Consider the following 20,209-nt stretch of genomic DNA (forward strand, 5'->3'; position numbering starts at 1 on the left):
GACCGTTCCATTGACGCTGCATTAAGGCGGCCGGACTAGATTGCGCGGCACCTGTCGCGTGATCAGAGTCTCTCGATGTCCCAGGCCGGCCCGATCCTGTTTGTGTCCAATGGCGAGCGGCCGGCCTTCATTGCGGCGCTGGACGAGGCGCGCTTCTTTCCCGTGATCGACACCGGCTGGGCCGGCGCGGTGCGCGCGGTCGAAGAGGTGCAGCCGGCCGTGGTTCTCGCCGCGATGCATGCCGGGCACGAGCCGCATCTGGCGCCGCTCGCCAGCAAGATTGCGGAGCAATCCCCTTACCTTCCCTTCGTGGCATTGGATGCGGCGGGCGCGCTCCCGCACAACGTCCTGCCCTTCTCTTCCTCGCGCGCCGGCCATTCCGAACGCCTGATCGCGCGGCTTCGCGCCGCTCTACGGATTCGTACCCTTCACGCCACGGTGCTGCGCCGGCTGCCCGAGGTCAAAGTCGCGCTGCCGGAGGCTGATCCCGTTCGCGATGCCACGGTGCTTCTGATCGGCCGCGGCGCGGCTTACCCCGCGCTTTCCGTCGCGCTCGGCGAGCGCGTCGGCGTCATCGGGGCGCTCTCGATCGAGGCAGCGGCCAAGCATCTCAACACCCGCGACCTCGATGGCGTCGTGCTCGCCGAAGGTTTTACCCCCCGCGTGACCGATGCCTTTCTCACGGTGCTCGCCGAGGACACCCGCTTCCGCAGCCTGCCCGTGGTCGTCACTGCGCATCAGTTGACGCAGACTTACGACCTGCCCAATCTCGAGCTGATCCCGGGCGAGCCGGCGAAGGTCGCCGCCAACGCGCTGCCCCTGATCCGCCAGCACGCCATGGAAGCCCAGCTGAGCCGTACGCTGCGCTCGATCGATGCCGGCGGCTGGCTCGACCCGCGCAGCGGCCTGCTCACGGCGGAAGCTTTTGCGCGCGATTTTGCCAAGGCGGTCGAGCAGACGCTGGCCCGCGGCGGCGGCCTCTCGGTCGCACGCTTCGCCTTCGATCCCGGCAATTCCCGAGCCCAGCTCGATGCCGCGCGCATTCTCAGCCGGCTGATGCGGCAGATGGATTTTGGCGTGGCGCAGAAGGACGGCTCGGTCGTCGTCGTGTTCGCGGAGACCGACTTCCGCACTGCGCACATGATCGCCCGCCGCCTCTCCGCGGTGATGCGGCACACGTCGAACGGCAAGCACGAGATGCGCAGCGATCCCGTCGTTTCGGTGGATTCGCTGTCGCCCTCGGATACGGCAAGGTCGCTGCTTGGGCGGCTGTCGGCCGAGGCATCGCGGGCGGCGTCGTAATCATCCGCGAGCGCTCGCTGCCGTCGGAGCTCGACTGCTCATTGTGGAAGCTTTACGCGAAACGCACCGTTCGCATTCTCATTCGCGAGGGCCGGCCGCTGGCGCAAAAAACCCGCGGCCGGTAAACGGTCGCGGGTCAAAAAATCAGAAGCTCTGCCAGTACATCCGTGGTCAAAGCAACGTCATTGGGATTGCGACAGCCTATGCGGCGCGCAGATCTTCAGCAGCAGACTTGCCGGTCTTGCGATCTGCAACGATTTCAAAAGAAACCTTCTGCCCTTCGTTGAGGGTATTCATGCCGGCGCGTTCAACGGCGCTGATGTGAACGAAGACATCCTGGCTGCCCTCGTCCGGCTGAATGAATCCGAAGCCCTTTTGGCTGTTAAACCACTTCACAGTTCCCGTCGTCATGGGGATCGTCCTTTAAGATAGATAAACGTTTAGCCGCGCTCAGAAGCGCGGTGGGTGTCGTCGAGATCTGGAGGGAGGGTCGTCAGTCAGGCGCGCTTTTCAGCGGCGAGGCCAAGTCGTTCGGCCGAAACTCGATAGACCGAACCTAGCAACTGTTCGATCATTGCGCAAGTGATCATATGTCGCTGTTCCGAGATCCGAGTGCGGCGCGTCGTTTCGCGCCGCCTCCAGAAACCTCTACGCCGCCTTCTTGCTCTGCGCGAGCTGCGCCAGCTGGCGCATGATCTCGGTGGTGCCGGCCAGACGCTCTTCCGGCGTCTCCCAGTCCTGCAGGAACACCACCTTCATGTCGGGCCGCACCTTCGCGGCCTGGCCGTGGCTGCGGATGAAGCTCACCAGCCGGTCGGGATGGGCGAAGGAATTGTCGCGGAAGGCGATGACGGCGCCCTTCGGACCGGCATCGATCTTGCCGACATTGGCTTGGCGGCAGAACGCCTTGATCGCGGCGACCTTGAACAAATAGCGGACCTCGTCCGGCAACACGCCGAACCGGTCGCGCATCTCGGCGCCGAAGTTCTCGATCTCCTCCTCGCTGTCGAGGTCGGCGAGCCGGCGGTAGAGTGACAGCCGCACCGAGAGATCGCCGACATAATCCTCCGGAATCAGCACGGGCATGCCGATGGTGATCGTCGGCGACCAGCGGTCGGCCGCGGGCTCGGACACACCAGCCTTGAGGTTGACGATCGCCTCCTCCAGCATCGATTGATAGAGCTCGAAGCCGACCTCCTTGATATGGCCGGACTGCTGCTCGCCCAGGATATTGCCCGCGCCGCGGATGTCGAGATCGTGCGAGGCGAGCTGGAAGCCCGCGCCCAGCGTCTCCAGCGATTGCAGCACGGTGAGCCGGCGCTCGGCCTGCGCCGTGATCTTCTGCTGCGCCGGCAGCGTGAACAGCGCATAGGCCCGCAGCTTGGACCGGCCGACGCGGCCGCGGAGCTGATACAGTTGGGCAAGGCCGAACATGTCGGCGCGATGCACGATCAGCGTGTTGGCGTTGGGGATGTCGAGGCCGGATTCCACGATCGTGGTCGACAGCAGGATATCGAACTTGCCGTCGTAGAACGCCGTCATGATATCCTCGATCACGGCGGGCGGCATCTGCCCGTGCGCAACCGCAACCTTCATCTCCGGCACGTTCTTGTCGAGGAAATCCCTGACCTCGGCGAGGTCGTCGATGCGCGGCACCACGTAGAACGCCTGGCCGCCGCGATAGCGCTCGCGCAGCAGCGCCTCGCGGATCATCAAGGGGTCGTGCGGGGCGACGAAGGTGCGGACCGCGAGGCGGTCGACCGGGGGCGAGGCAATGATCGAGAGCTCGCGCACGCCGGTGAGCGCCAATTGAAGTGTGCGTGGAATCGGCGTGGCCGACAGCGTCAGCACGTGCACCTCGGCGCGGAGCTGCTTCAGCCGCTCCTTGTGGGTCACGCCAAAATGCTGCTCCTCGTCGACGATCAGCAGGCCGAGATCCCGGAACTTGATCGACTTGCTGAGCAGCGCATGGGTGCCGACGACGATGTCGACCGAGCCGTCGGCGAGGCCCTTCTTGACCAGATTGAGCTGCTTGGCGGGCACCAGCCGGGAGGCCTGGGCGACCTGGACCGGGAAACCCTTGAAACGGTCGGTGAACGTCTTGTGATGCTGACGGGCGAGCAGCGTGGTCGGCACCACGACCGCGACCTGCTTGCCTTCGAGCGCCACCGCGAAGGCGGCGCGCAGCGCCACCTCGGTCTTGCCGAAGCCGACGTCGCCGCAGATCAGCCGGTCCATGGGACGGCCGAGCTCGAGGTCCTTCAGCGTGGACTCGATCGCACCAAGCTGATCCTCGGTCTCGTCATAGGGGAAGCGCGCGCAGAACTCGTCGTAGAGGCCCGGCTGCACCGGCAGCTTCGGCGCCTCATGGAGGTGGCGCTCGGCGGCGATCTTGATCAGCTCGCCCGCGATCTCACGGATGCGGTTCTTGAGTTTGGCCTTGCGCGTCTGCCAGCCCGAACCGCCGAGACGATCAAGTTCGACCGTGGTCTGGTCGGAGCCATAGCGCGACAGCAGCTCGATGTTCTCGACCGGCAGGAACAGCTTGGTCTCGGCGGCATAATGCAGCTCGAGGCAGTCATGGGGCGCGCCGGCGACGTCCAGCGTCTGCAGGCCGATGAAGCGGCCGATGCCGTGATCGACATGGACCACGATATCGCCGGCGGCGAGGCTCGTCACCTCCGAGATGAAATTGTCGAGCTTGCGGCTCGCCTTGCGCGGTCGGACCAGGCGATCGCCAAGGATATCCTGCTCGCTGATGACAGCGATCTCGTCGGTCTCGAATCCGCTTTCGAGGCCGAGCACGGCCAGCATGGTCTCGTTGCGCGGGGTCGCCTGCACCGTGCGCCAGCTATTGACGCTGGTCACGGGGGTGAGCTTGTGATCGCGCAGCATCGAGGTCATGCGGTCCCTCGAGCCCTCCGTCCAGAGCGCGATGACCACCTTCTTGCGGTTTGTCAGCAGCCCATGCACATGTGCGACGACGGCTTCGAAGACATTGATCTTGTTATCGTTGCGCTCCGGGGCGAAGTCTCGTCCCTTGCGCGCGCCGGCATCGACCACGCTGGTACCATCGGCAGGCACCGAAAACTGGGTCAGCCGCACCAACGGCATCCCGCTCTCACGCTTGCCCCACTCCTCCTCGGTCAGGTAGAGCCTGTCAGGCGGCAGCGGCTTGTAGATGGCACCGCCGCCCGGATGCTCCATGGCGTCGTGGCGGGCCTGGTAATAATCGAGGATCTGCTTGAAACGCTCGCGGATGGCGTCCTCGGCCTGCGGCTCGATCGCGACGCAAGCTCCTTGCAGATAGTCGAACAGCGTGTCCATCCGGTCCTGGAACAGCGGCAGCCAATGCTCCATGCCGGGATGGCGGCGGCCCTCGCTGACGGCCTCGTAGAGCGCATCGTCGCGCTCGGGCGCGCCGAACTCAGCGACGTAGCCCATGCGAAAGCGGCGGATGGTCTCGGTGACGAGCTGGAATTCGGAGATCGGCACGAGATCGAGCGCGCGCATGTCGAGCAGCGTGCGCTGGGTCTCGGCATCGAAGGTGCGGATCGATTCCAGGCTGTCGCCGAAGAAATCGAAACGGACGGGCTGGTCCAGGCCGGCCGGAAACAGGTCCAGAATGCCGCCGCGCACCGCGTATTCGCCGGGCTCGCGCACGGTCGAGGAGCGGTTGTAGCCGTTGTGCTCGAGCCAGGCGATGATGGTATCCATCGGCACGACGTTGCCGGGCGCGACCGACAGCGCCTGCGCCGCGACGAGCTCGCGCGCCGGCACGCGCTGTACCACGGCGTTCACCGTGGTCAGCACGATCAGCGGCTTGTCGCTACCGGTCAGTGACGCCAGCCGCGCCAGCGTCGTCAGGCGCTGGGCGAGGACGCCACCATGCGGCGAGACGCGGTCATAGGGCTGGCAGTCCCAGGCCGGGAAGGTCAGCACGGGCAAATCGGGCGCGAAGAATTGCAGAGCACGTTCGAGCTGCTGCATCCGCGGCCCGTCGCGACAGATCACCGTGAGGCTGACAGCCGGCTTCTTCGGCCGCGCCGCGATGGCGCGCGCGAGATCAGAGATGACGAGGCCCTCGGCACCCTCGGCAACATTGGCAAGCGTGAGCGCGCGGCCGGGCGTGAGCAGCTCGGCCGGCGATTTCATCCCCTGCTTCATACGTCGCGGTCCGCGATCGGAAACCCCTTGATGCGCGCAAACAGCGGGCCAATGACGTCGGCGGCAAGCACCTTGTCGCCGGTGATGGCGGCATAGAGGTCGGGATCGGCCTCTTCGAGCAGGGTCTCGAGCTGCGTCAGCTCGTCATCGGACAGATTGCCAATCTCGGCATCCGCGAACCGGCCGAGGATCAGGTCCATCTCGCGCGTGCCGCGGTGCCAGCAGCGGAACAGAAGCCGCTTGCGGCGGTCGTCCAGCCCGTTGCTCGATCGTGTCGTTCCCGTCATGTCTCAATTCCAGTCAAACGCCAAAAGCCCGGACGTGCCGGGCCGGGGTGATATAGCCACTCGGGCGGGCCCTGTCAGCCCTCGATTTGTCATGGCCCGCTGCCGCCGCAGGGGCACGAAAAAACACGTGGATGCCAAGCATAAAGCCGGGCATGACGAGCGAAAACGGTCCTAGATTCGCCTGATGCGCCCCAGCCTGCTCAACCCGCTGTTTGCCCCCGTGACCAGCCTGCCCGGCGTCGGTCCGAAGCAGGACAAGCTGCTGCAATATCTGCTCAGCCGCAATGAGACGCCGCGGCTGGTCGATCTGTTGCTGCATTTGCCGAGCCAGGTGATCGACCGTCGCGCCCGGCCGAAGATCCGCGACGCCGTGCAGGGAACCATGGTGACGCTGGAGGTCACGGTCGACCGCCACCGCCCGCCCCCGCCGCGCAATGCGCGCGCGCCCTACCTCGTTTACGCCAGCGACGACACCGGCGACGTCGTGCTGACGTTCTTCCGCGCAAAGCCCGGCTATGTCGAGAAGCTGCTGCCGATCGGCGAGAAGCGCTTCGTCTCCGGCACGCTCCAGATGTACGACGCCATCCCGCAGATCGTGCATCCCGACCGGGTGCTGGACGAGGAGGCGATTTCCAAACTCTCCGGCATCGATCCCGTCTATCCCTTGACCGAGGGCCTTGCACTCGGCTCGCTGCGCCGTGCGGTCGCGCAGGCGCTGCAGAAGCTCCCGGCACTGCCGGAATGGATCAGCCCGGAGGTGCTGCGCCGCTGCGGCTTCCCGCCGATCGCCGAGGCGCTCACCCGCGTGCACCAGCCGGTCGAGCTCACCGACATTCTGCCCGACCAGCCGTTCTGGTCGCGCCTCGCCTTCGACGAACTCCTGGCCGGGCAACTTGCGCTTGCCCTGATCCGCGCCCAATTGCGACGCCCGGCCGGTGTGCGCAACGCCGGCGACGGGCACCTCCGCAACAAAATCATCGATGCCCTGCCCTATGCGCTGACAACCTCCCAGCGCGACGCAGTAGCCGCCATCGCCAATGATCTACAACAGCCGGTGCGCATGTTGCGCCTGCTCCAGGGCGACGTCGGCTCCGGCAAGACCGTGGTCGCGCTGCTGACCGCCGCTGCCGTCACTGAGGTCGGCAAGCAGGCCGCCTTGATGGCGCCGACCGAAATTCTGGCTCGTCAGCATATCAAGACCATCGCGCCGCTCGCCGAGCGCGCGGGCATGCGGGTCGCGATCCTCACCGGCCGCGAAAAGGGCAAGGAGCGGCGTGACCTGCTGGCACAACTCGAAGCCGGCGAGATCGACCTGCTCGTCGGCACCCATGCGCTGATCCAGGACGACGTGATCTTTAGCGATCTCGCCCTCGCCGTCGTCGACGAGCAGCATCGTTTTGGCGTGCGCGAGCGGCTGGCGCTGACGGCAAAGGGCGAGGCCGTCGACGTGCTGGTGCTGAGCGCCACGCCGATTCCGCGCACGCTGGTGCTGACCTATTTCGGCGACATGGACATCAGCGAGCTCAGGGAGAAGCCGGCCGGCCGCCAGCCGATCGAAACTCGCACCATATCGATGAGCCGCCTCGGCGAGGTCACCGACAGCATCGGCCGCGCGCTCGAATCCGGCAAGCTGGTCTACTGGATCTGCCCGCTGGTCGAGGAATCCGAGGCCGAGGGTACCGAGCACCTGACCAATGCGACCAAGCGCTTCGAAACCCTGCAAAAGCGTTTCGGCGACCGTGTCGGCCTCGTCCACGGCCAGATGAAGGGCACCGAGAAGGACCGCGTCATGGGCCAGTTCGCCGCCCACGAGATCGGTCTGCTGGTCGCGACCACCGTGGTCGAGGTCGGTGTCGACGTGCCGGCGGCGACCATCATGGTGATCGAGAACGCCGAACGCTTTGGCCTCGCCCAGCTTCATCAATTGCGCGGCCGCATCGGGCGCGGCTCGGAGGCCTCGACCTGTCTGCTGCTCTACTCCGAGCCGCTCGGCGAGATGTCGAAAGCACGGCTGAAGGTGATCCGCGAGACCACCGACGGCTTTCGGATCGCCGAGGAAGATCTGAAGCTGCGCGGCGAAGGCGATGTGCTCGGCGTGCGCCAGAGCGGCCTGCCCGGCTACCGCATCGCCCGCTCGGAGGTGCACGGCCAGCTCATCACGCAGGCCCGCGACGAGGCGCTGCGCATCCTGAAGGACGATCCAAAACTCAAGGGCGAGCGCGGCGAGGCACTGCGCTGCCTGCTGTATCTGTATGAGCGGGATGAAGCGATCCCGCTGATCGGAGCGGGTTAGCTGGCCGCTCGTTGCCGCCCAATCTCATAAGCCGCCACATGCGCCCGGGCGAGATCCAGCAGGGGCGTGTCGATGCCGAGTGCACGAGCCCGGTTGGCCATATCGCCGAGGATATGCTCCGCCTCGGTGACCGAGCCGCGCTCGATATCACGCAGCATCGAGGCCTTGAGCGGGGAATCCGGGGTCGTGAACAGCTTCCGGTCAAACTCGATGAAAGGCGCTCGCGGCTCAAAACCCGAGGCCGTGGCGACGGCGCAGCATTCGGCAAACAGGCGGAAGATGGATTGCTCGCCGTTCGGAACGGCCAGAATGTCTCCGATGCTTGCACGCATCAGGCAGGTGATGCCGGCGAGCGTCGAGAGCTGGACGAATTTCTCCCACATGTCCTGCATGATCGCTTCGCTGGCGCGCACGTCGATACCGGGCACGTGCAGCAGCGTCTCCAGGGCGAGCACACGCTCGCTCAACGACCCCCCGATTTCGCCGAAGACGATGGTCTGATTGGCCATGAACTGAACGACGCGGCCATCCGCATCGAGCCCGGCACTGACGTTCGCGAGCCCGCCGAGAACCTGAGCGGCGCCGAACCGCGCCGTCAGGGCGTCGACATGTTTCAGCCCGTTGAGGATCGGCAAAATCATCGTGTGGGCGCCAACGGCCGGGGCAAACTGGGCCATCGCATCGTCGAGCGAGTAGGATTTCACCCCGACGAGCACGACGTCGAACGTTTCCTTGAGGTCGTTGGCCAGGATGATCTTCGGCTGCACGGCGAAATCGCCCTGCGGGCTCACGACCTGCAATCCATTCCGCCGCAATTGCTCCGCACGCCCGGCCCGCACCAGAAAGTTCACGTCGCCGCCGGCTCGGACCAGGCGCGCTCCGTAGTAGCCTCCGAGCGCTCCCGCGCCGATCACAAGCACTCTCATTCGAACTCCCATTGCGGAGTGACCGCTTTCGCAGAAACAATAACAGATGAGCCTCGCGACGTCTCCTCAACCGGCGTGCGCGCGCAAGAACCTGCCGTGCTCGGCTTCGGTCCCCTCGTTGGCGGGGAACATGCACTCGAGCCGCAGCTCCTCCGCCGTCACCGTCTGCGGCGTTCCAACCGTCGTGATCAGGGAGAAGTAGTCCAGCGTCACACCGTCCTTGACGAAGGACAACGGGATCATCGGCATCGCATCGGATGCCGACGGCGCACGCCATTCCGGCTTCACCCCGGGGTATTGCGACAGCTCCTCCAGCAACGCCTTCGTCCTGATGTCAACCACGTGTCCGACTGCCTCGCGATACACCCGCGCCAGCAGCCCGCGTGCGGTCTGCGGCCAGTTCGCGATAAAAGGGCGCATGCCCTCCGGATCGAACATAAGATGCAGCAGGTTTCGTGGCGCCGGCCGTGCGGACATGTCGATGAAGCAATTGAACAGAAGCGGCGCGGCCTCATTGGTCATCAGCACGTTCCAGTACCGGTCCATGACGATGGCGGGAAACGGCTCGTGCTGACGCAGCATGCGTTGCAGGGCACGGTTGATGCTCGTCATGGCGGGCGCCTCGAGCGCGGGCTCGGAATAGGACGGCGCATAGCCGGCGGCCAGCAGCAGCTCGTTGCGTTCGCGCAAGGGCACGTCGAGGGCTTGCGCAAGGTCAAGCAGCATCTGGCGGCTCGGAACGCTGCGGCCGCTCTCGACGAAGCTGATGTGCTTCTGCGAGACGCCGGCGTCGAAGGACAGGTCGAGCTGCGTCTTGCCGCGAATGTCCCGCCATTGACGCAGCAGCGCGCCCGCGGAACTGGCGCGCGTCTTGAGGGCACTGGCCGTCGCTTTCATGGCCGACTGATCCTTCCTGTCGATGTGCGGCATCGTCAACGCGCATCGGCGGCGGTAAGTCGGCTTGTCCGAGGCACCACCGCCGATGGTAGCAGGTTCGTGGCGATCAACCGAAGGCGACCGGCCCCACGGCACCGACCCAGTGCCGTACCTTGGTGTCGTTCCTCTCGTCCATGTAGAAGAAGTGCGTCATCGTGGGATGAACCGTCTTCATTGAGGGATCATCGGGTGTCATGTCCACGACACCCCGAAACACCTTCAGCGACCCCGCGTCCCAATATTCGGTGATGTGATGGAGCGCGGTGAATCCGGTGTCGATGAAGGCCTTCAGATTGCCGCGGATCGCCTCGCGCCCCTTCCAATCGGCGACGCCGAGGTTGCAAACGGCATCTTCCGTAAAACAGTCGAAGCCTGGTCCGAAGGTCTTGTTGTCGATCTCCCGCCACATGTCGAGCAGCCATTGCGGCGGCTCCTTCTTCGTAAACACGACTTGCATAGCTCTCTCCTCATGCACCGACACACACGCGACAGGAGGCTTGATGGAATGCTTCCTGTCGGGTGAATGAACCGGGACAGTAGCCAGGCTGCAGATGGGCTCAATTACATGCCAGGTAATAAGGCGCGTTCGGAGGCCTCCTCTTTCCCTTCGCCCGACTTTATGGAACCCTACGACGATGCGCCGGATCATCGTTGTAGGCTGTCAGGGTAGCGGAAAGACGAGCCTCTCCCGAAATCTCGGGCAAAAGCTCGCGCTGCCGGTGGTGCATCTCGACGTGCTCTACTGGCGGCCGGGATGGAAGCCATCCGACAAACCGAACTTCCGAGCACGGGTTACTGAGGCGATCGCGGGCGACGCATGGGTTGTCGACGGCAGCTTCTCGGGACTTGCCTTCGATCTCACGCTCGCGCGCGCCGATACGCTGGTCGTCATCGACCGCCCGCGCTGGCTCTGCCAGTGGCGCATTCTCCTGCGATCCGCCTTCGATCGCGACAAGGCCCGGCCTGATCTCCCGGAGGGGTGCCCCGAGCAGTTCGACTGGAAATTGATGCGCGAGGCGTGGCGCTACGACACCGAGCGCGCGCCTGTCATCGAGGCCGAGCGTATGCAGTATGGCGCTGACGTTCCGGTCGTGCGATTGAGACGCGATCGAGACATCCAGGGGTTTCTGGATTCGCTGCACGGCACATGATGGATGGCGGTGACGTGAGACCGGACGATCAGGATTTCTTCTGCGCGATGCGCGCGGCGAATGCCTTCATCAGGTCGGTATCCGCCGCCTCGCCTTTCGCATCCTCGGCGAGGTGGTCGAACCAGCGCGCAAAGCCTTCGTAAACCTGGCTCGCCGGATGATCGGGGCCGAGGAAGCCGGAAATCTCCCGCATCTCCGCGACCCAGCGATAGGCTTTCGGAATCATGTCCGGCAGCGCGACTTCGAGCCGGGCCAGAACCGCGGGCTGGCTGAGTGCGAGTTCGTCGCGCAGCGCATCCGCAGCCCCCGCTTTCGTTGCCGCGACCACCATCGCCGCGCCGATCCCGGCGAGGCCCTTGACGATCCCGGCATAGGACATTTTCAGCGCGGACGCGGCACCGACCGGCCCTTCGACGATCCGCACGTCGAGCCCGAAATCCTTCAGCACGGCGACATCCTTGGCGTGCTCGCCCGACATGTAGAAGGCCGGGCTCTTGCCACCGGGCTGGGGCGGGAACCCGATGATGCCGGCATCGACGAACGGCGCCTGTGCCGAGCCGATGATCTCCTCGATCCTCATCACGGTATCGACGTTGACGGCATTGCAATCGACCACGACCGGCTTCTTCTCGCGCCGGACGATCAGCCCGGCCAGCCGCTCGGCGAGCGCCACGGCTTCGCCCGGCGGCACGATCGACAGGATGATGTCGGCGTCCGCGATCGCGTCGTCCTCGGCGCCGATCATGCCGGCATCCGTGGCGCGTTTGCGCGTCGCTTCGCTCCGCCCTCTCAACGACGTCAGCACACGCGCACCGTGCTCGCCGAGACGGCGGGCCACGGCACTGCCCATGGCACCGGGCGCGAGGATCGCAATAGTTTTGGACATCGTGCACTCCAGATCGAAGCCCGAGCAACGCGCTCAGTTCAATCGGAGACTAGCAGAGGACGAGACGCCCGCGTGAACGGCGGCCATCCCGCAGGGGAATGGCCCTACTCCACCTTCGCAGGCTGGGGCTGCACCGCCGCCGAGGCGTTGGCAATACGCGCGGCATTCGCCATGCCCGCCAGCGCCGCTGCCTTCTTCGAATCGGGCGCTGAGCCCGGCTGCACGACGCCGGCCGACATGATCAGCGTCGCGGCATCCTCGGTGCTCATGTCGACCTCGACGATCTTGCTCTTGGGCACATAGAAGAAGAAGCCGGTCGTCGGGTTCGGCGAGCACGGCAGGAACACCGAGACGTGCTCCTCCTGACCCGGCAGGCTGCGGGAGACGTCCTCGTTCGGCGCTTGCGAGATCAGCACGATCGACCACATGCCCGGCGAGGGAAACTCAACCAGGCCGACTTTGCGGAAGCTCGAGCCCTTGCCCGAGAACAGCGTCTCGAACACCTGCTTCAGGCCGCGGTAGATGGCGCGTACCGCCGGGATGCGGCCGAGGAAGGTCTCGCCGACATCGACCAGTGTCCGGCCGATCAAATTGGCCGCGAGGAAGCCGACCAGCGTCAACGTGAAGAATGCGACGATCAGCCCCCAGCCGGGAATGACATAGGGCAGATAAGTCTCGGGCCGATAGGCCAGCGGCACGAACGGCCGCACCACGCCATCGACCCAGGTGACGAACCACCAGACCAGATACAGCGTGATCGCAATCGGCCCCGTCACGATGAGGCCGGTGAGGAAATAGTTACGGAAGCGGCCGATCAGGCCGGTATGCGGCTCGAGCACGGCATCAAGAGGCGCAGGCGCGTCGTCACGGGGGTTCATTCGGGTTCCAAGTCAGTCGCTTCGTCCAAGCTAGGGTCTTCTAGCAGGTTTTGGAAGACCACGAAGCGTCCCGCACTCGACCCTTCTGCCTATTCCACCGTCACGGATTTCGCGAGATTGCGCGGCTGGTCGACATCGGTCCCCATGATGACCGCCGTATGATAGGCGAGCAGCTGAACCGGGACCGCATAGACCATCGGCGTGAACGCCGCCGCCATATCGGGCATGACGATGGTGACGAGGGACTCGACGGTTGCCTCCTGCGCGCCTTTGGCGTCGGTCATCAGGATGATCTTGCCGCCGCGAGCGGCGACCTCCTGCATGTTGGAGACGGTCTTTTCGAACACCCGGTCGTAGGGCGCGATGACGACGACAGGCATGGTCTCGTCGATCAGCGCGATCGGGCCGTGCTTGAGCTCGCCGGCGGCATAGCCCTCGGCGTGGATGTAGGAGATCTCCTTCAGCTTCAACGCCCCTTCGAGGGCGAGCGGGAAGCTGGTGCCGCGACCGAGATAGAGCACGTCGCGAGATTTCGCGATCTCGCGCGCGAGCTTCTCGATCTGGAGCTCGGTGGTGAGCGCATCCGACATCAAACGCGGGATTTCGACGAGCCCGTGAACGAGCTTGGTCTCGTCCTCGTCGGTCAGTTCGCCGCGGGCCTTGCCGGCCGCGATCGCAAGATTTGCCAGCACCATGAGCTGGCAAGTGAACGCCTTGGTCGAGGCGACGCCGATCTCTGGGCCGGCCAGCGTTGGTAGCACGGTCTCGCTTTCGCGCGCGATCGTCGAGGTCGGCACGTTGACGACGGCCACCGTGTGCACGCCTTGGGCCTTGGCGTAGCGCAGCGCGGCCAAGGTGTCGGCGGTCTCGCCCGACTGCGAGATGAAGATGGCGAGATCACCCTTGCGCAAGGGCGCCTCGCGGTAGCGGAATTCGGAGGCGACATCGACCTCGACCGGCACGCGCGCGAAACGCTCGAACCAGTATTTTGCGACGAAGCCGGCGTAGCTCGCAGTGCCGCAAGCCGTGATGTTGATGCGCTGGATGTTCTTGAAGTCGAACGGCAGCTTGACCGGCAGCGAGACCCGCTCGGTCGCCATGTCGACATAGCGTGCCAGCGTGTGGCCGACCACTTCCGGCTGCTCGTGGATCTCCTTGGCCATGAAGTGGCGGTAATTGGCCTTGTCGACCAGCGAGGTCGAGGCCGCGTGCTTGGTCTTCTCGCGCTGGACGGCATGGCCGTCCTTGTCGAAGATCGAAGCGCTTGTATGGGTCAGCACGACCCAGTCGCCGTCCTCGAGATAGCTGATCGTGTCGGTGAACGGCCCGAGCGCGATGGCGTCGGAGCCGAGATACATCTCGCCGTCACCATAGCCGATCGCGAGCGGCGGACCGTTGCGCGCGCCGATCATCAAATCGTCCTCGCCCGCGAAGATGAAGCCGAGTGCGAACGCGCCGCGCAGCCGCGCCAGCGTCAATTTCACCGCTTCCACCGGCTTGTTGCCGCGCGTGAGCAGGTCGTCGACGAGATGCAGCACGATCTCGGTGTCGGTCTGGGTGTGGAACACCGTGCCTTTCTTTTCGAGCTCCTCGCGCAGCTCGCGGAAATTCTCGATGATGCCGTTGTGAACGACGGCGACACGCTCGGTCGCGTGCGGGTGCGCATTGTTCACGGTCGGCTTTCCGTGGGTGGCCCAGCGGGTGTGACCGATTCCGGTCGTGCCCTTGAGCGGCTCGGCCTCCAGCCGCTTCTCCAGATTCTTCAGCTTGCCCTCGGCGCGGCGGCGCTCGAGATGCTTGCCCTCGAGCGTGGCGACGCCCGCGGAATCATAGCCGCGATATTCAAGACGTTTGAGCGAATCCACCAATTGCTCTGCAACCGGCTGGCGCCCGAGAATGCCGACAATCCCGCACATGCGGATCAATATCCCCCAAATCGTCGAAAAATCGCCTAAACGACGCGCTCGGTTTTTAGCGAAGTTCCTAAGGAACCAGATACTCAATAATTATTGCTGATTGAGACAGCACCGACGGCGACCGAGCCTCGCCTGCGTCGAACTGGCTGGGCCTTAAACCGCGCGCGTTAACTTGTTGTCAACAAATTTGGCCAACCCTTGCGTACCAAGGAGAGAGGCCATGAAAGGCTCATCCAACCGCAAAGGCCTGTCATCGATGGCGGTGCGCGCCAGCGAGACCACCGGCACGCACCTCGCGCATTGGCCGCCGCCCCAGCGCGGCAAGGAAAGCAAGCCCGTCTTCATCAAGCATGTCGCGGGCGAGCCGGCGAAGCGTGCCAAGCCGCGCGGCTGGCGCCTGACGCGCGCGATCTTCTCCGAATTCGCCGACGACGAATAGCGGCGTTCATTTCTCCGGCTTCTTGCCACCCGTCTTCAGCTCGCGATAGCGCACCGCCCCACCTTCGCGGATGGTCTGCGGGCTACGCTCCAGCGCCATGGCGTCATCAGGCACGTCGCGCGTGATCACGGAGCCCGAGCCGATATAGGCGCCGTTGCCGATTGTCACCGGTGCAACCAGCGAGGAGTTGGTGCCGACGAAGGCGCCCTGCCCGATGATCGTCTTGTGCTTCTTGAACCCATCGTAGTTGCAGGTGATGGTGCCGGCGCCGATGTTGGAATTGGCGCCGATGGTGGCGTCGCCGATGTAGGAGAGATGGTTGACCTTGACGCCGGCCTCCAGCGTCGCGGCCTTGGTCTCCACAAAATTGCCGATGCGCGCGCCGTCGCCGAGCGAGGTGCCGGGCCGCAGCCGCGCATAGGGGCCGATCGAGACCTTCTTGCCGAGCTTGGTCTCGACGATATGCGAGAAGGAATGGACCACCGTGCCGTCGCCGATCGAAACGCCGGGGCCGATCACCACGAAGGGCTCGATCGTCACGTCGTTGCCGAATACGGTATCCGCGGCGAGATAGACGGTTTCGGGCGCGATCAGCGTGACGCCGGACTCCATCGCCACTTTCCGCAACCGCGCCTGCATCACGCCTTCAGCCTCGGCGAGCTGCGCCTTGGTGTTGATGCCGCGCACTTCGTCCTCGCTGGTTTCGATCACCACGGCATCCCATCCCTGTTCGCTGATAATGCCGACCGCGTCGGTCAGATAATATTCGCCCTTGGAATTCGCATTGCCGATCTTGTCGAGGATCGCGAGCGCGCGGCGGCCGTCGATCGCCATGACCCCGGCATTGCACAGGTCGATCTTGCGCTCCTCGGCGCTGGCATCGGCCTGCTCGCGGATCGCGACCAGGCGGTCGCCCTCGACGATGAAGCGGCCATAGCCGGTGGGATCGGCGGCGCGGAAGCCGAGTGCGGCAATTGCGGCGCCTTTGGCCAGCGGCGCGCGCAGCCGCGCAAAGGTCTCGGCCGAGATCAGCGGCGTGTCGCCGAACGCAATCAGCAGATCATCCACGCCCCGCGCAATGACATCACACGCCGCCAGCACCGCATGTGCGGTGCCGAGCCGTTCCTGTTGCACGAAGGTGAGCGCGTCGGGACGGATGCGCCTTGCTTCGTCCGCCACCGCCTGATGATCGGGTCCGATCACGACCGCGAGCGAGGTGCCGGTTCCCTTGGGCGCCGCGGCGAGCACGTGGGCGAGCAGGCTCTGGTGCGCGACAGGATGCAGCACTTTCGGCAGGTGTGAGCGCATACGCGTGCCTTCGCCGGCGGCGAGCACGATCGTGAGGCTGGAACGGGCGGTCATCGCAATCCTGTCAATCGGCCGAATCAATCGGCGCCAGCGGGCGACGGGCCGCCCTCATCAGCTATCGCCTTGCTACCCCCGCAAACGCCCGGAGTTCAAGTGCGACACGCTTTTCCTGTTAATGTTCCCTGATTGATTCGGGGAAGCCGGACAGGGGTTGGGCACTTAACGTTCATGGCAAAGGATTCCGACCCACTGGCGGATGCCTTCGGCGCCAAGGAGACCGGCGGGCTGTTCTCCGGACTTGTGGCCGAGGAGAGTTCGTTCGATCGCGGCATGATGTGGCGGCTGGGCTCATGGGGCGTGGCGGCCGTCGGCGCCGTGGTGCTTGCCGTGTTCGCCAACCAGGCCCAGCTCGGCTGGCGGCGCGACCAGGTCGCATCCGCCGATCTCGCGCGCCAGGCCGACCGGCTCCAGATCCTGACCAAGGAGAGCCAGAACGAGGCCCGCCGGCTCGCCTCCGCCATCGAGACGCTGAACACCGATCGCGACCGGCTCTATTCGCGCGTCACCGTGCTGGAGGAAGGGCTCGATTCCGTCACCGGCGCCATCGCCAAGCAGACGACAACGCCGCCGCAGGCGTCCGTTGCGAAGCCGCAGGACGCGCCGGCCTTGATCGGCCCGCCGGCGCCCGGCATCGCGCAGGTCGCCTCGACACCGGCTCCGGCCAACGACAAGCCGCGCGCCGAGGCCGCAAAGGAGCCGTGGAGTCCGCCGCCGCAGAGCGCGGCCGCGGCCTCGCTGGTCGCGCAGTTGCCGGCGACGAATTCGGCACTGCCGATGCTTCCGTTGGTCCCATCCAAATCGATCATGGCGCCGCCCGATCCGGCCGCCCCGAAACTGGTTCAGCCCGAAACCGCAGAGAAGGCGACCGAGAAGGCTGCCGAGACGAAGCCAGAACCGGCGCCCGCTCCGATCGAAGTCGCCGCGGCACCTGCCAAGGAGGCCGCCGAAAGCGAGGCTCCCGCGATCGCGGTCCAGCAGACGCGCTTTGCGATTGATCTCGGTGGCGCCAACTCGCTCGATGGCCTGCGCGCGCTGTGGCGCGGGGTCACCAAATCCAATCCCGAAATCGCAGCGCTGCGGCCGATCATCATGATCAAGGAAGGCAACACCGGCCTTGGCATGCAGCTCCGCCTCGGCGCCGGTCCGCTGATCAATGCAGCGGCTGCAGCAAAACTCTGCGCCGGCCTCGCCGAGAACGACCGCCACTGCGAGACCACCGTGTTCGACGGCCAGCGGCTGTCAATGCGCGGCGGCCAAGAGAAGAAGCAGGACAAGGGGCAAGACAAGACTCAAGACAAGACCCAAGACAAGACCCAAGACAGGGTTCAGGAGAAGAACTCCGACAAGACCCAGGACTCGGTGCCGCAAGCCGAGACCGCCCCAGCGTCCGCTCCGGCCGCCAAGCCCGACAAGCATCGCCGCAGCTATTCCTCAAAACGCTCATCGAAGCGCGAGGAGCCCGCGCCTGCTCCTGCGGCGCAGCCGGCCGCACAGCCGAAGCCCGAGACAGCGTCGGCGGGATCGACGCTGTCGTCGTTCTTCAGAAGGTAGCTTACCTCGCGGCAATTCATCAGCGTAATGGGTGAAGGATCTCACGCAGGTCGCGAGAAACTTGCGCCTCCCCTGTTGCCCCGTTCCACCATCCCGACCATATTGCCGCCATGACAAAAAAGCCCTTCCGCCTCACGCCCTACCAGGTGCAGTTCCTGATCGTCGTCGGCTTCGCCAGCGTCGGCTATGCGCTCTATCTGCGCTATCTCGGAATCGAAAACTCGCAGGTCGGTCTCGCCTGCGACGCCGGGCTTCAGACCCTGGTCTGCAAGGCGCGCTCGGTCTCGACCGTGCTGTTCAAGAATTCGGTGTTCGGCATCGTCGCGCTGGTGGTGGCAACGCTGAACCTGATGCGGCCGTCCATCGTGCTGCTCACCGCCGGCATCATCGCCGCGGGCCTTGGCATCGTGCTCTACAATGTCGTGCTGTCGGGCCTGGCGATCGGCCTGCTCATTCTTGGATTTGCTCGGCCCGCGCCCGCCACAGCGTGAGCGCGAACAAGAGATAGATCGCGCAGGTCCACAGCGACTGCCAATTGTCGCGGCCCTCGTTGAACAGCACATAGGCCGCCGACAGCGTCAGCACGCCGGCGAAGACCGATTCCGCGATCGGACGCTGGCCGATCTGCGGCCGGTTCAGCATCAACAGCGCAAACGGCACAACCGCCATCGTCAGCGCGGCGTAAGGGAAATCCTTGTAGCGCGGGTCGAACACGAATCCGAGCGCGGTCTGCGCCGCGATGACCGCCGTCACTGCCAGCGTCAAGCCGAGCACGGCGGTGAGCTTCGACCATTTCCGGCCCTCGCGCGGACCAAGCAGATCGAGGAAGGTCGGAAGGCTGCGGCCGATCACCATCGCCTGCGCGCAGAAGATCGGCGACAGGATGCCAGCCGCGAGCAGCGCGCCCCACAGCAGCCAGCCGCCGATGCCGTAGCTCTCGTAGTACATCTTGTCGGCGCCGATCCCGAGCAGAATGCCGGCCGAGGTTGCCGAGATCGCCACGCCGAGCCAGGACGAGAAGCGCGGCGTCCAGGGTCTGCGCCGCAACGTCAGGCCCGCGACCGCGAACACCAGCACGGAGAGGCCCATGCCGGCGGCCATGTACCATTTCCAGTACGGGAAATTGCTGATCGGCTCGCCCGGCGGATATTTCAGGCTCCGGCGCACCGAGTCATAGAGGCCCCAATAGCCGCCGACGGTGCCTTCCAGTTTGCGCTTCCACGGCTGGTCGTAGGACTCGATCAGATTGACGCGGAATTTCTGCGCTTTCGCCAGACTCAGGATCTCCGAGACCACGCGCGCCTGGTTGGTGCGCGACGGCAGCGCGCCATCTCGCATGCGCCCTTCGCTCGGCCAGCCGGTTTCGCCGATCAAAATCTCCTTGCCGGGAAATGCGACCGCCATGCGCTCGCGGATCTGTTCGACATGGGAGGCGGCGAACTTGGCCCGCACCGGATTGTCTTCCCAATAGGGCAGGATGTGGATCGTGACGAAGTCGACGGCGTCATAGATCTCGCGATTCCTGAGCCAGAACTCCCAGACATCGGCATAGGTGACGGGCACGCTGACCTGCGCCTTCACCGAGCGGATGATGGAGACGAGGTCCGCGGTCGTCATCTCGCCGCGCAGCAGCACTTCGTTGCCGACGATGATGCTGGTGATGATCCCGGGGAAATCCTTGGAAAGGCGAATGGCGAGCGCGGCCTGCTCGAAATTCTTGGTGCGGTTGCTGGAGAGCCAGATGCCCTGGAGCACCTTCAGCCCGCCGATCCGGGCCGCGATCGCCGGCACCTGGTCGAGCCCGTTCTCCATCGAATAGGTGCGGACGCAGTCGGTGATCTCCTTGAGCTGGCGCAGGTCCTGCTCGATCTGATCGGCCTCGATATGAGTCCATGCGTTCAGCGGCGACTGCTCGCCGCGGAACGGCGCGTAGGAGACGCATTGGACCTTGTCGGCGGGATCGATCGGGGCGCGCGCGAGCGAGATCGGCGTGGCAAGCCACCACCACACGGCAGCGATCGCACCCAATGAAACGAGCAGAAGCGCCAGTGGCGTACGAAGAGAAATCGGTTCCGTCCTCCGCGAAGGGCCGTCGATTACCTGCTAGCA

General features: G+C 65.1%; 17 protein-coding genes. 6 read left to right on the forward strand and 11 right to left on the reverse strand.

Features of this window, described 5'->3' with window-relative positions; translation table 11 throughout:
- Positions 1-75 precede the first annotated feature (75 nt).
- A complete protein-coding gene (locus tag ACIPUD_RS20280) occupies positions 76-1,302 on the forward strand; it encodes a GGDEF domain-containing protein (protein WP_446481425.1) in 1,227 nt (408 codons plus the stop codon).
- 201 nt (positions 1,303-1,503) lie between these two features.
- Here the strand turns inward: ACIPUD_RS20280 and ACIPUD_RS20285 are convergent, their stop codons facing one another.
- The 3 genes from ACIPUD_RS20285 to ACIPUD_RS20295 form a co-directional block, all read right to left on the reverse strand.
- A complete protein-coding gene (locus tag ACIPUD_RS20285) occupies positions 1,504-1,713 on the reverse strand; it encodes a cold-shock protein (RefSeq protein WP_018457932.1) in 210 nt (69 codons plus the stop codon).
- A gap of 237 nt (positions 1,714-1,950) precedes the next feature.
- Positions 1,951-5,469 carry a transcription-repair coupling factor gene (gene mfd, locus ACIPUD_RS20290; protein ID WP_446481426.1) on the reverse strand — a complete coding sequence of 1,173 codons (3,519 nt, stop codon included), beginning with the start codon at positions 5,467-5,469 and terminating at the stop codon, positions 1,951-1,953.
- Positions 5,466-5,756 (reverse strand): FAD assembly factor SdhE, encoded by a 291-nt coding sequence (locus ACIPUD_RS20295; RefSeq protein WP_018457934.1) that lies wholly within the window; start codon positions 5,754-5,756, stop codon positions 5,466-5,468. Before ACIPUD_RS20295 ends, mfd begins: the two co-directional genes overlap by 4 nt.
- Positions 5,757-5,940: 184 nt before the next feature.
- On the opposite strand from ACIPUD_RS20295, the gene recG reads away from it, so the two are divergent.
- Complete coding sequence (recG, locus tag ACIPUD_RS20300) at positions 5,941-8,049, forward strand: ATP-dependent DNA helicase RecG (protein WP_446481427.1); 2,109 nt, start codon at positions 5,941-5,943, stop codon at positions 8,047-8,049.
- Here the strand turns inward: recG and panE are convergent.
- From panE to ACIPUD_RS20315, 3 genes are all read right to left on the reverse strand, one after another.
- Complete coding sequence (panE, locus tag ACIPUD_RS20305) at positions 8,046-8,975, reverse strand: 2-dehydropantoate 2-reductase (protein WP_018457936.1); 930 nt, start codon at positions 8,973-8,975, stop codon at positions 8,046-8,048. The two genes, recG and panE, sit on opposite strands and share 4 nt — an antisense overlap.
- Before the next feature lie 66 nt (positions 8,976-9,041).
- Positions 9,042-9,872 (reverse strand): helix-turn-helix domain-containing protein, encoded by an 831-nt coding sequence (locus ACIPUD_RS20310; protein WP_377790927.1) that lies wholly within the window; start codon positions 9,870-9,872, stop codon positions 9,042-9,044.
- Between the two features lie 106 nt (positions 9,873-9,978).
- Positions 9,979-10,368 carry a hypothetical protein gene (locus ACIPUD_RS20315; protein ID WP_018457938.1) on the reverse strand — a complete coding sequence of 130 codons (390 nt, stop codon included), beginning with the start codon at positions 10,366-10,368 and terminating at the stop codon, positions 9,979-9,981.
- Between the two features lie 178 nt (positions 10,369-10,546).
- Here ACIPUD_RS20315 and ACIPUD_RS20320 point away from each other — a divergent pair, with 178 nt between their 5' ends.
- Complete coding sequence (locus ACIPUD_RS20320) at positions 10,547-11,062, forward strand: adenylate kinase (RefSeq protein WP_018457939.1); 516 nt, start codon at positions 10,547-10,549, stop codon at positions 11,060-11,062.
- A gap of 28 nt (positions 11,063-11,090) precedes the next feature.
- Here the strand turns inward: ACIPUD_RS20320 and ACIPUD_RS20325 are convergent, their stop codons facing one another.
- The 3 genes from ACIPUD_RS20325 to glmS all read right to left on the reverse strand — a co-directional run bounded on the left by ACIPUD_RS20325 (position 11,091) and on the right by glmS (position 14,742).
- The gene (locus ACIPUD_RS20325) at positions 11,091-11,948 is read right to left on the reverse strand and encodes an NAD(P)-dependent oxidoreductase (protein ID WP_085353114.1); all 858 of its coding nucleotides are present in this window, start codon (positions 11,946-11,948) and stop codon (positions 11,091-11,093) included.
- A 104-nt stretch (positions 11,949-12,052) separates the two neighbouring features.
- A complete protein-coding gene (locus tag ACIPUD_RS20330; protein WP_204511259.1) occupies positions 12,053-12,826 on the reverse strand; it encodes a DUF502 domain-containing protein in 774 nt (257 codons plus the stop codon).
- Between the two features lie 89 nt (positions 12,827-12,915).
- On the reverse strand, positions 12,916-14,742 hold the full coding sequence (gene glmS, locus ACIPUD_RS20335) for a glutamine--fructose-6-phosphate transaminase (isomerizing) (RefSeq protein ID WP_204511260.1): 1,827 nt from the start codon (positions 14,740-14,742) through the stop codon (positions 12,916-12,918).
- Positions 14,743-14,962: 220 nt separating this feature from the next.
- Here glmS and ACIPUD_RS20340 point away from each other — a divergent pair, with 220 nt between their 5' ends.
- Entirely contained in the window at positions 14,963-15,181 is a 219-nt protein-coding gene (locus ACIPUD_RS20340; protein ID WP_018457943.1) for a hypothetical protein, read from the forward strand.
- A 6-nt stretch (positions 15,182-15,187) separates the two neighbouring features.
- Here ACIPUD_RS20340 and glmU read toward each other — a convergent pair whose 3' ends face one another.
- Positions 15,188-16,543 carry a bifunctional UDP-N-acetylglucosamine diphosphorylase/glucosamine-1-phosphate N-acetyltransferase GlmU gene (gene glmU / locus ACIPUD_RS20345; RefSeq protein ID WP_204511261.1) on the reverse strand — a complete coding sequence of 452 codons (1,356 nt, stop codon included), beginning with the start codon at positions 16,541-16,543 and terminating at the stop codon, positions 15,188-15,190.
- A 174-nt stretch (positions 16,544-16,717) separates the two neighbouring features.
- Between glmU and ACIPUD_RS20350 the strand changes: the two genes are divergently transcribed.
- Together ACIPUD_RS20350 and ACIPUD_RS20355 are read left to right on the forward strand one after the other, a co-directional pair.
- Positions 16,718-18,100, forward strand: a complete 1,383-nt coding sequence (locus tag ACIPUD_RS20350) for a hypothetical protein (protein WP_446481428.1) — start codon at positions 16,718-16,720, stop codon at positions 18,098-18,100.
- Between the two features lie 110 nt (positions 18,101-18,210).
- Complete coding sequence (locus ACIPUD_RS20355) at positions 18,211-18,591, forward strand: hypothetical protein (protein WP_018457946.1); 381 nt, start codon at positions 18,211-18,213, stop codon at positions 18,589-18,591.
- Here the strand turns inward: ACIPUD_RS20355 and ACIPUD_RS20360 are convergent.
- Positions 18,551-20,110 carry a glycoside hydrolase family 17 protein gene (locus tag ACIPUD_RS20360; protein WP_162496338.1) on the reverse strand — a complete coding sequence of 520 codons (1,560 nt, stop codon included), beginning with the start codon at positions 20,108-20,110 and terminating at the stop codon, positions 18,551-18,553. The two genes, ACIPUD_RS20355 and ACIPUD_RS20360, sit on opposite strands and share 41 nt — an antisense overlap.
- Between the last annotated feature and the right edge of the window lie 99 nt (positions 20,111-20,209).

The sequence above is a fragment of the Bradyrhizobium sp. CAR08 genome (assembly GCF_052871955.1).

Excerpts from the sequence above, each read along its gene's own strand:
- ACIPUD_RS20280 (WP_446481425.1), top strand. The coding sequence starts at position 76 with ATGTCCCAGGCCGGCCCGATCCTGTTTGTGTCCAATGGCGAGCGGCCG.
- ACIPUD_RS20285 (WP_018457932.1), bottom strand. The coding sequence starts at position 1,713 with ATGACGACGGGAACTGTGAAGTGGTTTAACAGCCAAAAGGGCTTCGGA.
- mfd (WP_446481426.1), bottom strand. The coding sequence starts at position 5,469 with ATGAAGCAGGGGATGAAATCGCCGGCCGAGCTGCTCACGCCCGGCCGC.
- ACIPUD_RS20295 (WP_018457934.1), bottom strand. The coding sequence starts at position 5,756 with ATGACGGGAACGACACGATCGAGCAACGGGCTGGACGACCGCCGCAAG.
- recG (WP_446481427.1), top strand. The coding sequence starts at position 5,941 with ATGCGCCCCAGCCTGCTCAACCCGCTGTTTGCCCCCGTGACCAGCCTG.
- panE (WP_018457936.1), bottom strand. The coding sequence starts at position 8,975 with ATGAGAGTGCTTGTGATCGGCGCGGGAGCGCTCGGAGGCTACTACGGA.
- ACIPUD_RS20310 (WP_377790927.1), bottom strand. The coding sequence starts at position 9,872 with ATGAAAGCGACGGCCAGTGCCCTCAAGACGCGCGCCAGTTCCGCGGGC.
- ACIPUD_RS20315 (WP_018457938.1), bottom strand. The coding sequence starts at position 10,368 with ATGCAAGTCGTGTTTACGAAGAAGGAGCCGCCGCAATGGCTGCTCGAC.
- ACIPUD_RS20320 (WP_018457939.1), top strand. The coding sequence starts at position 10,547 with ATGCGCCGGATCATCGTTGTAGGCTGTCAGGGTAGCGGAAAGACGAGC.
- ACIPUD_RS20325 (WP_085353114.1), bottom strand. The coding sequence starts at position 11,948 with ATGTCCAAAACTATTGCGATCCTCGCGCCCGGTGCCATGGGCAGTGCC.
- ACIPUD_RS20330 (WP_204511259.1), bottom strand. The coding sequence starts at position 12,826 with ATGAACCCCCGTGACGACGCGCCTGCGCCTCTTGATGCCGTGCTCGAG.
- glmS (WP_204511260.1), bottom strand. The coding sequence starts at position 14,742 with ATGTGCGGGATTGTCGGCATTCTCGGGCGCCAGCCGGTTGCAGAGCAA.
- ACIPUD_RS20340 (WP_018457943.1), top strand. The coding sequence starts at position 14,963 with ATGAAAGGCTCATCCAACCGCAAAGGCCTGTCATCGATGGCGGTGCGC.
- glmU (WP_204511261.1), bottom strand. The coding sequence starts at position 16,543 with ATGACCGCCCGTTCCAGCCTCACGATCGTGCTCGCCGCCGGCGAAGGC.
- ACIPUD_RS20350 (WP_446481428.1), top strand. The coding sequence starts at position 16,718 with ATGGCAAAGGATTCCGACCCACTGGCGGATGCCTTCGGCGCCAAGGAG.
- ACIPUD_RS20355 (WP_018457946.1), top strand. The coding sequence starts at position 18,211 with ATGACAAAAAAGCCCTTCCGCCTCACGCCCTACCAGGTGCAGTTCCTG.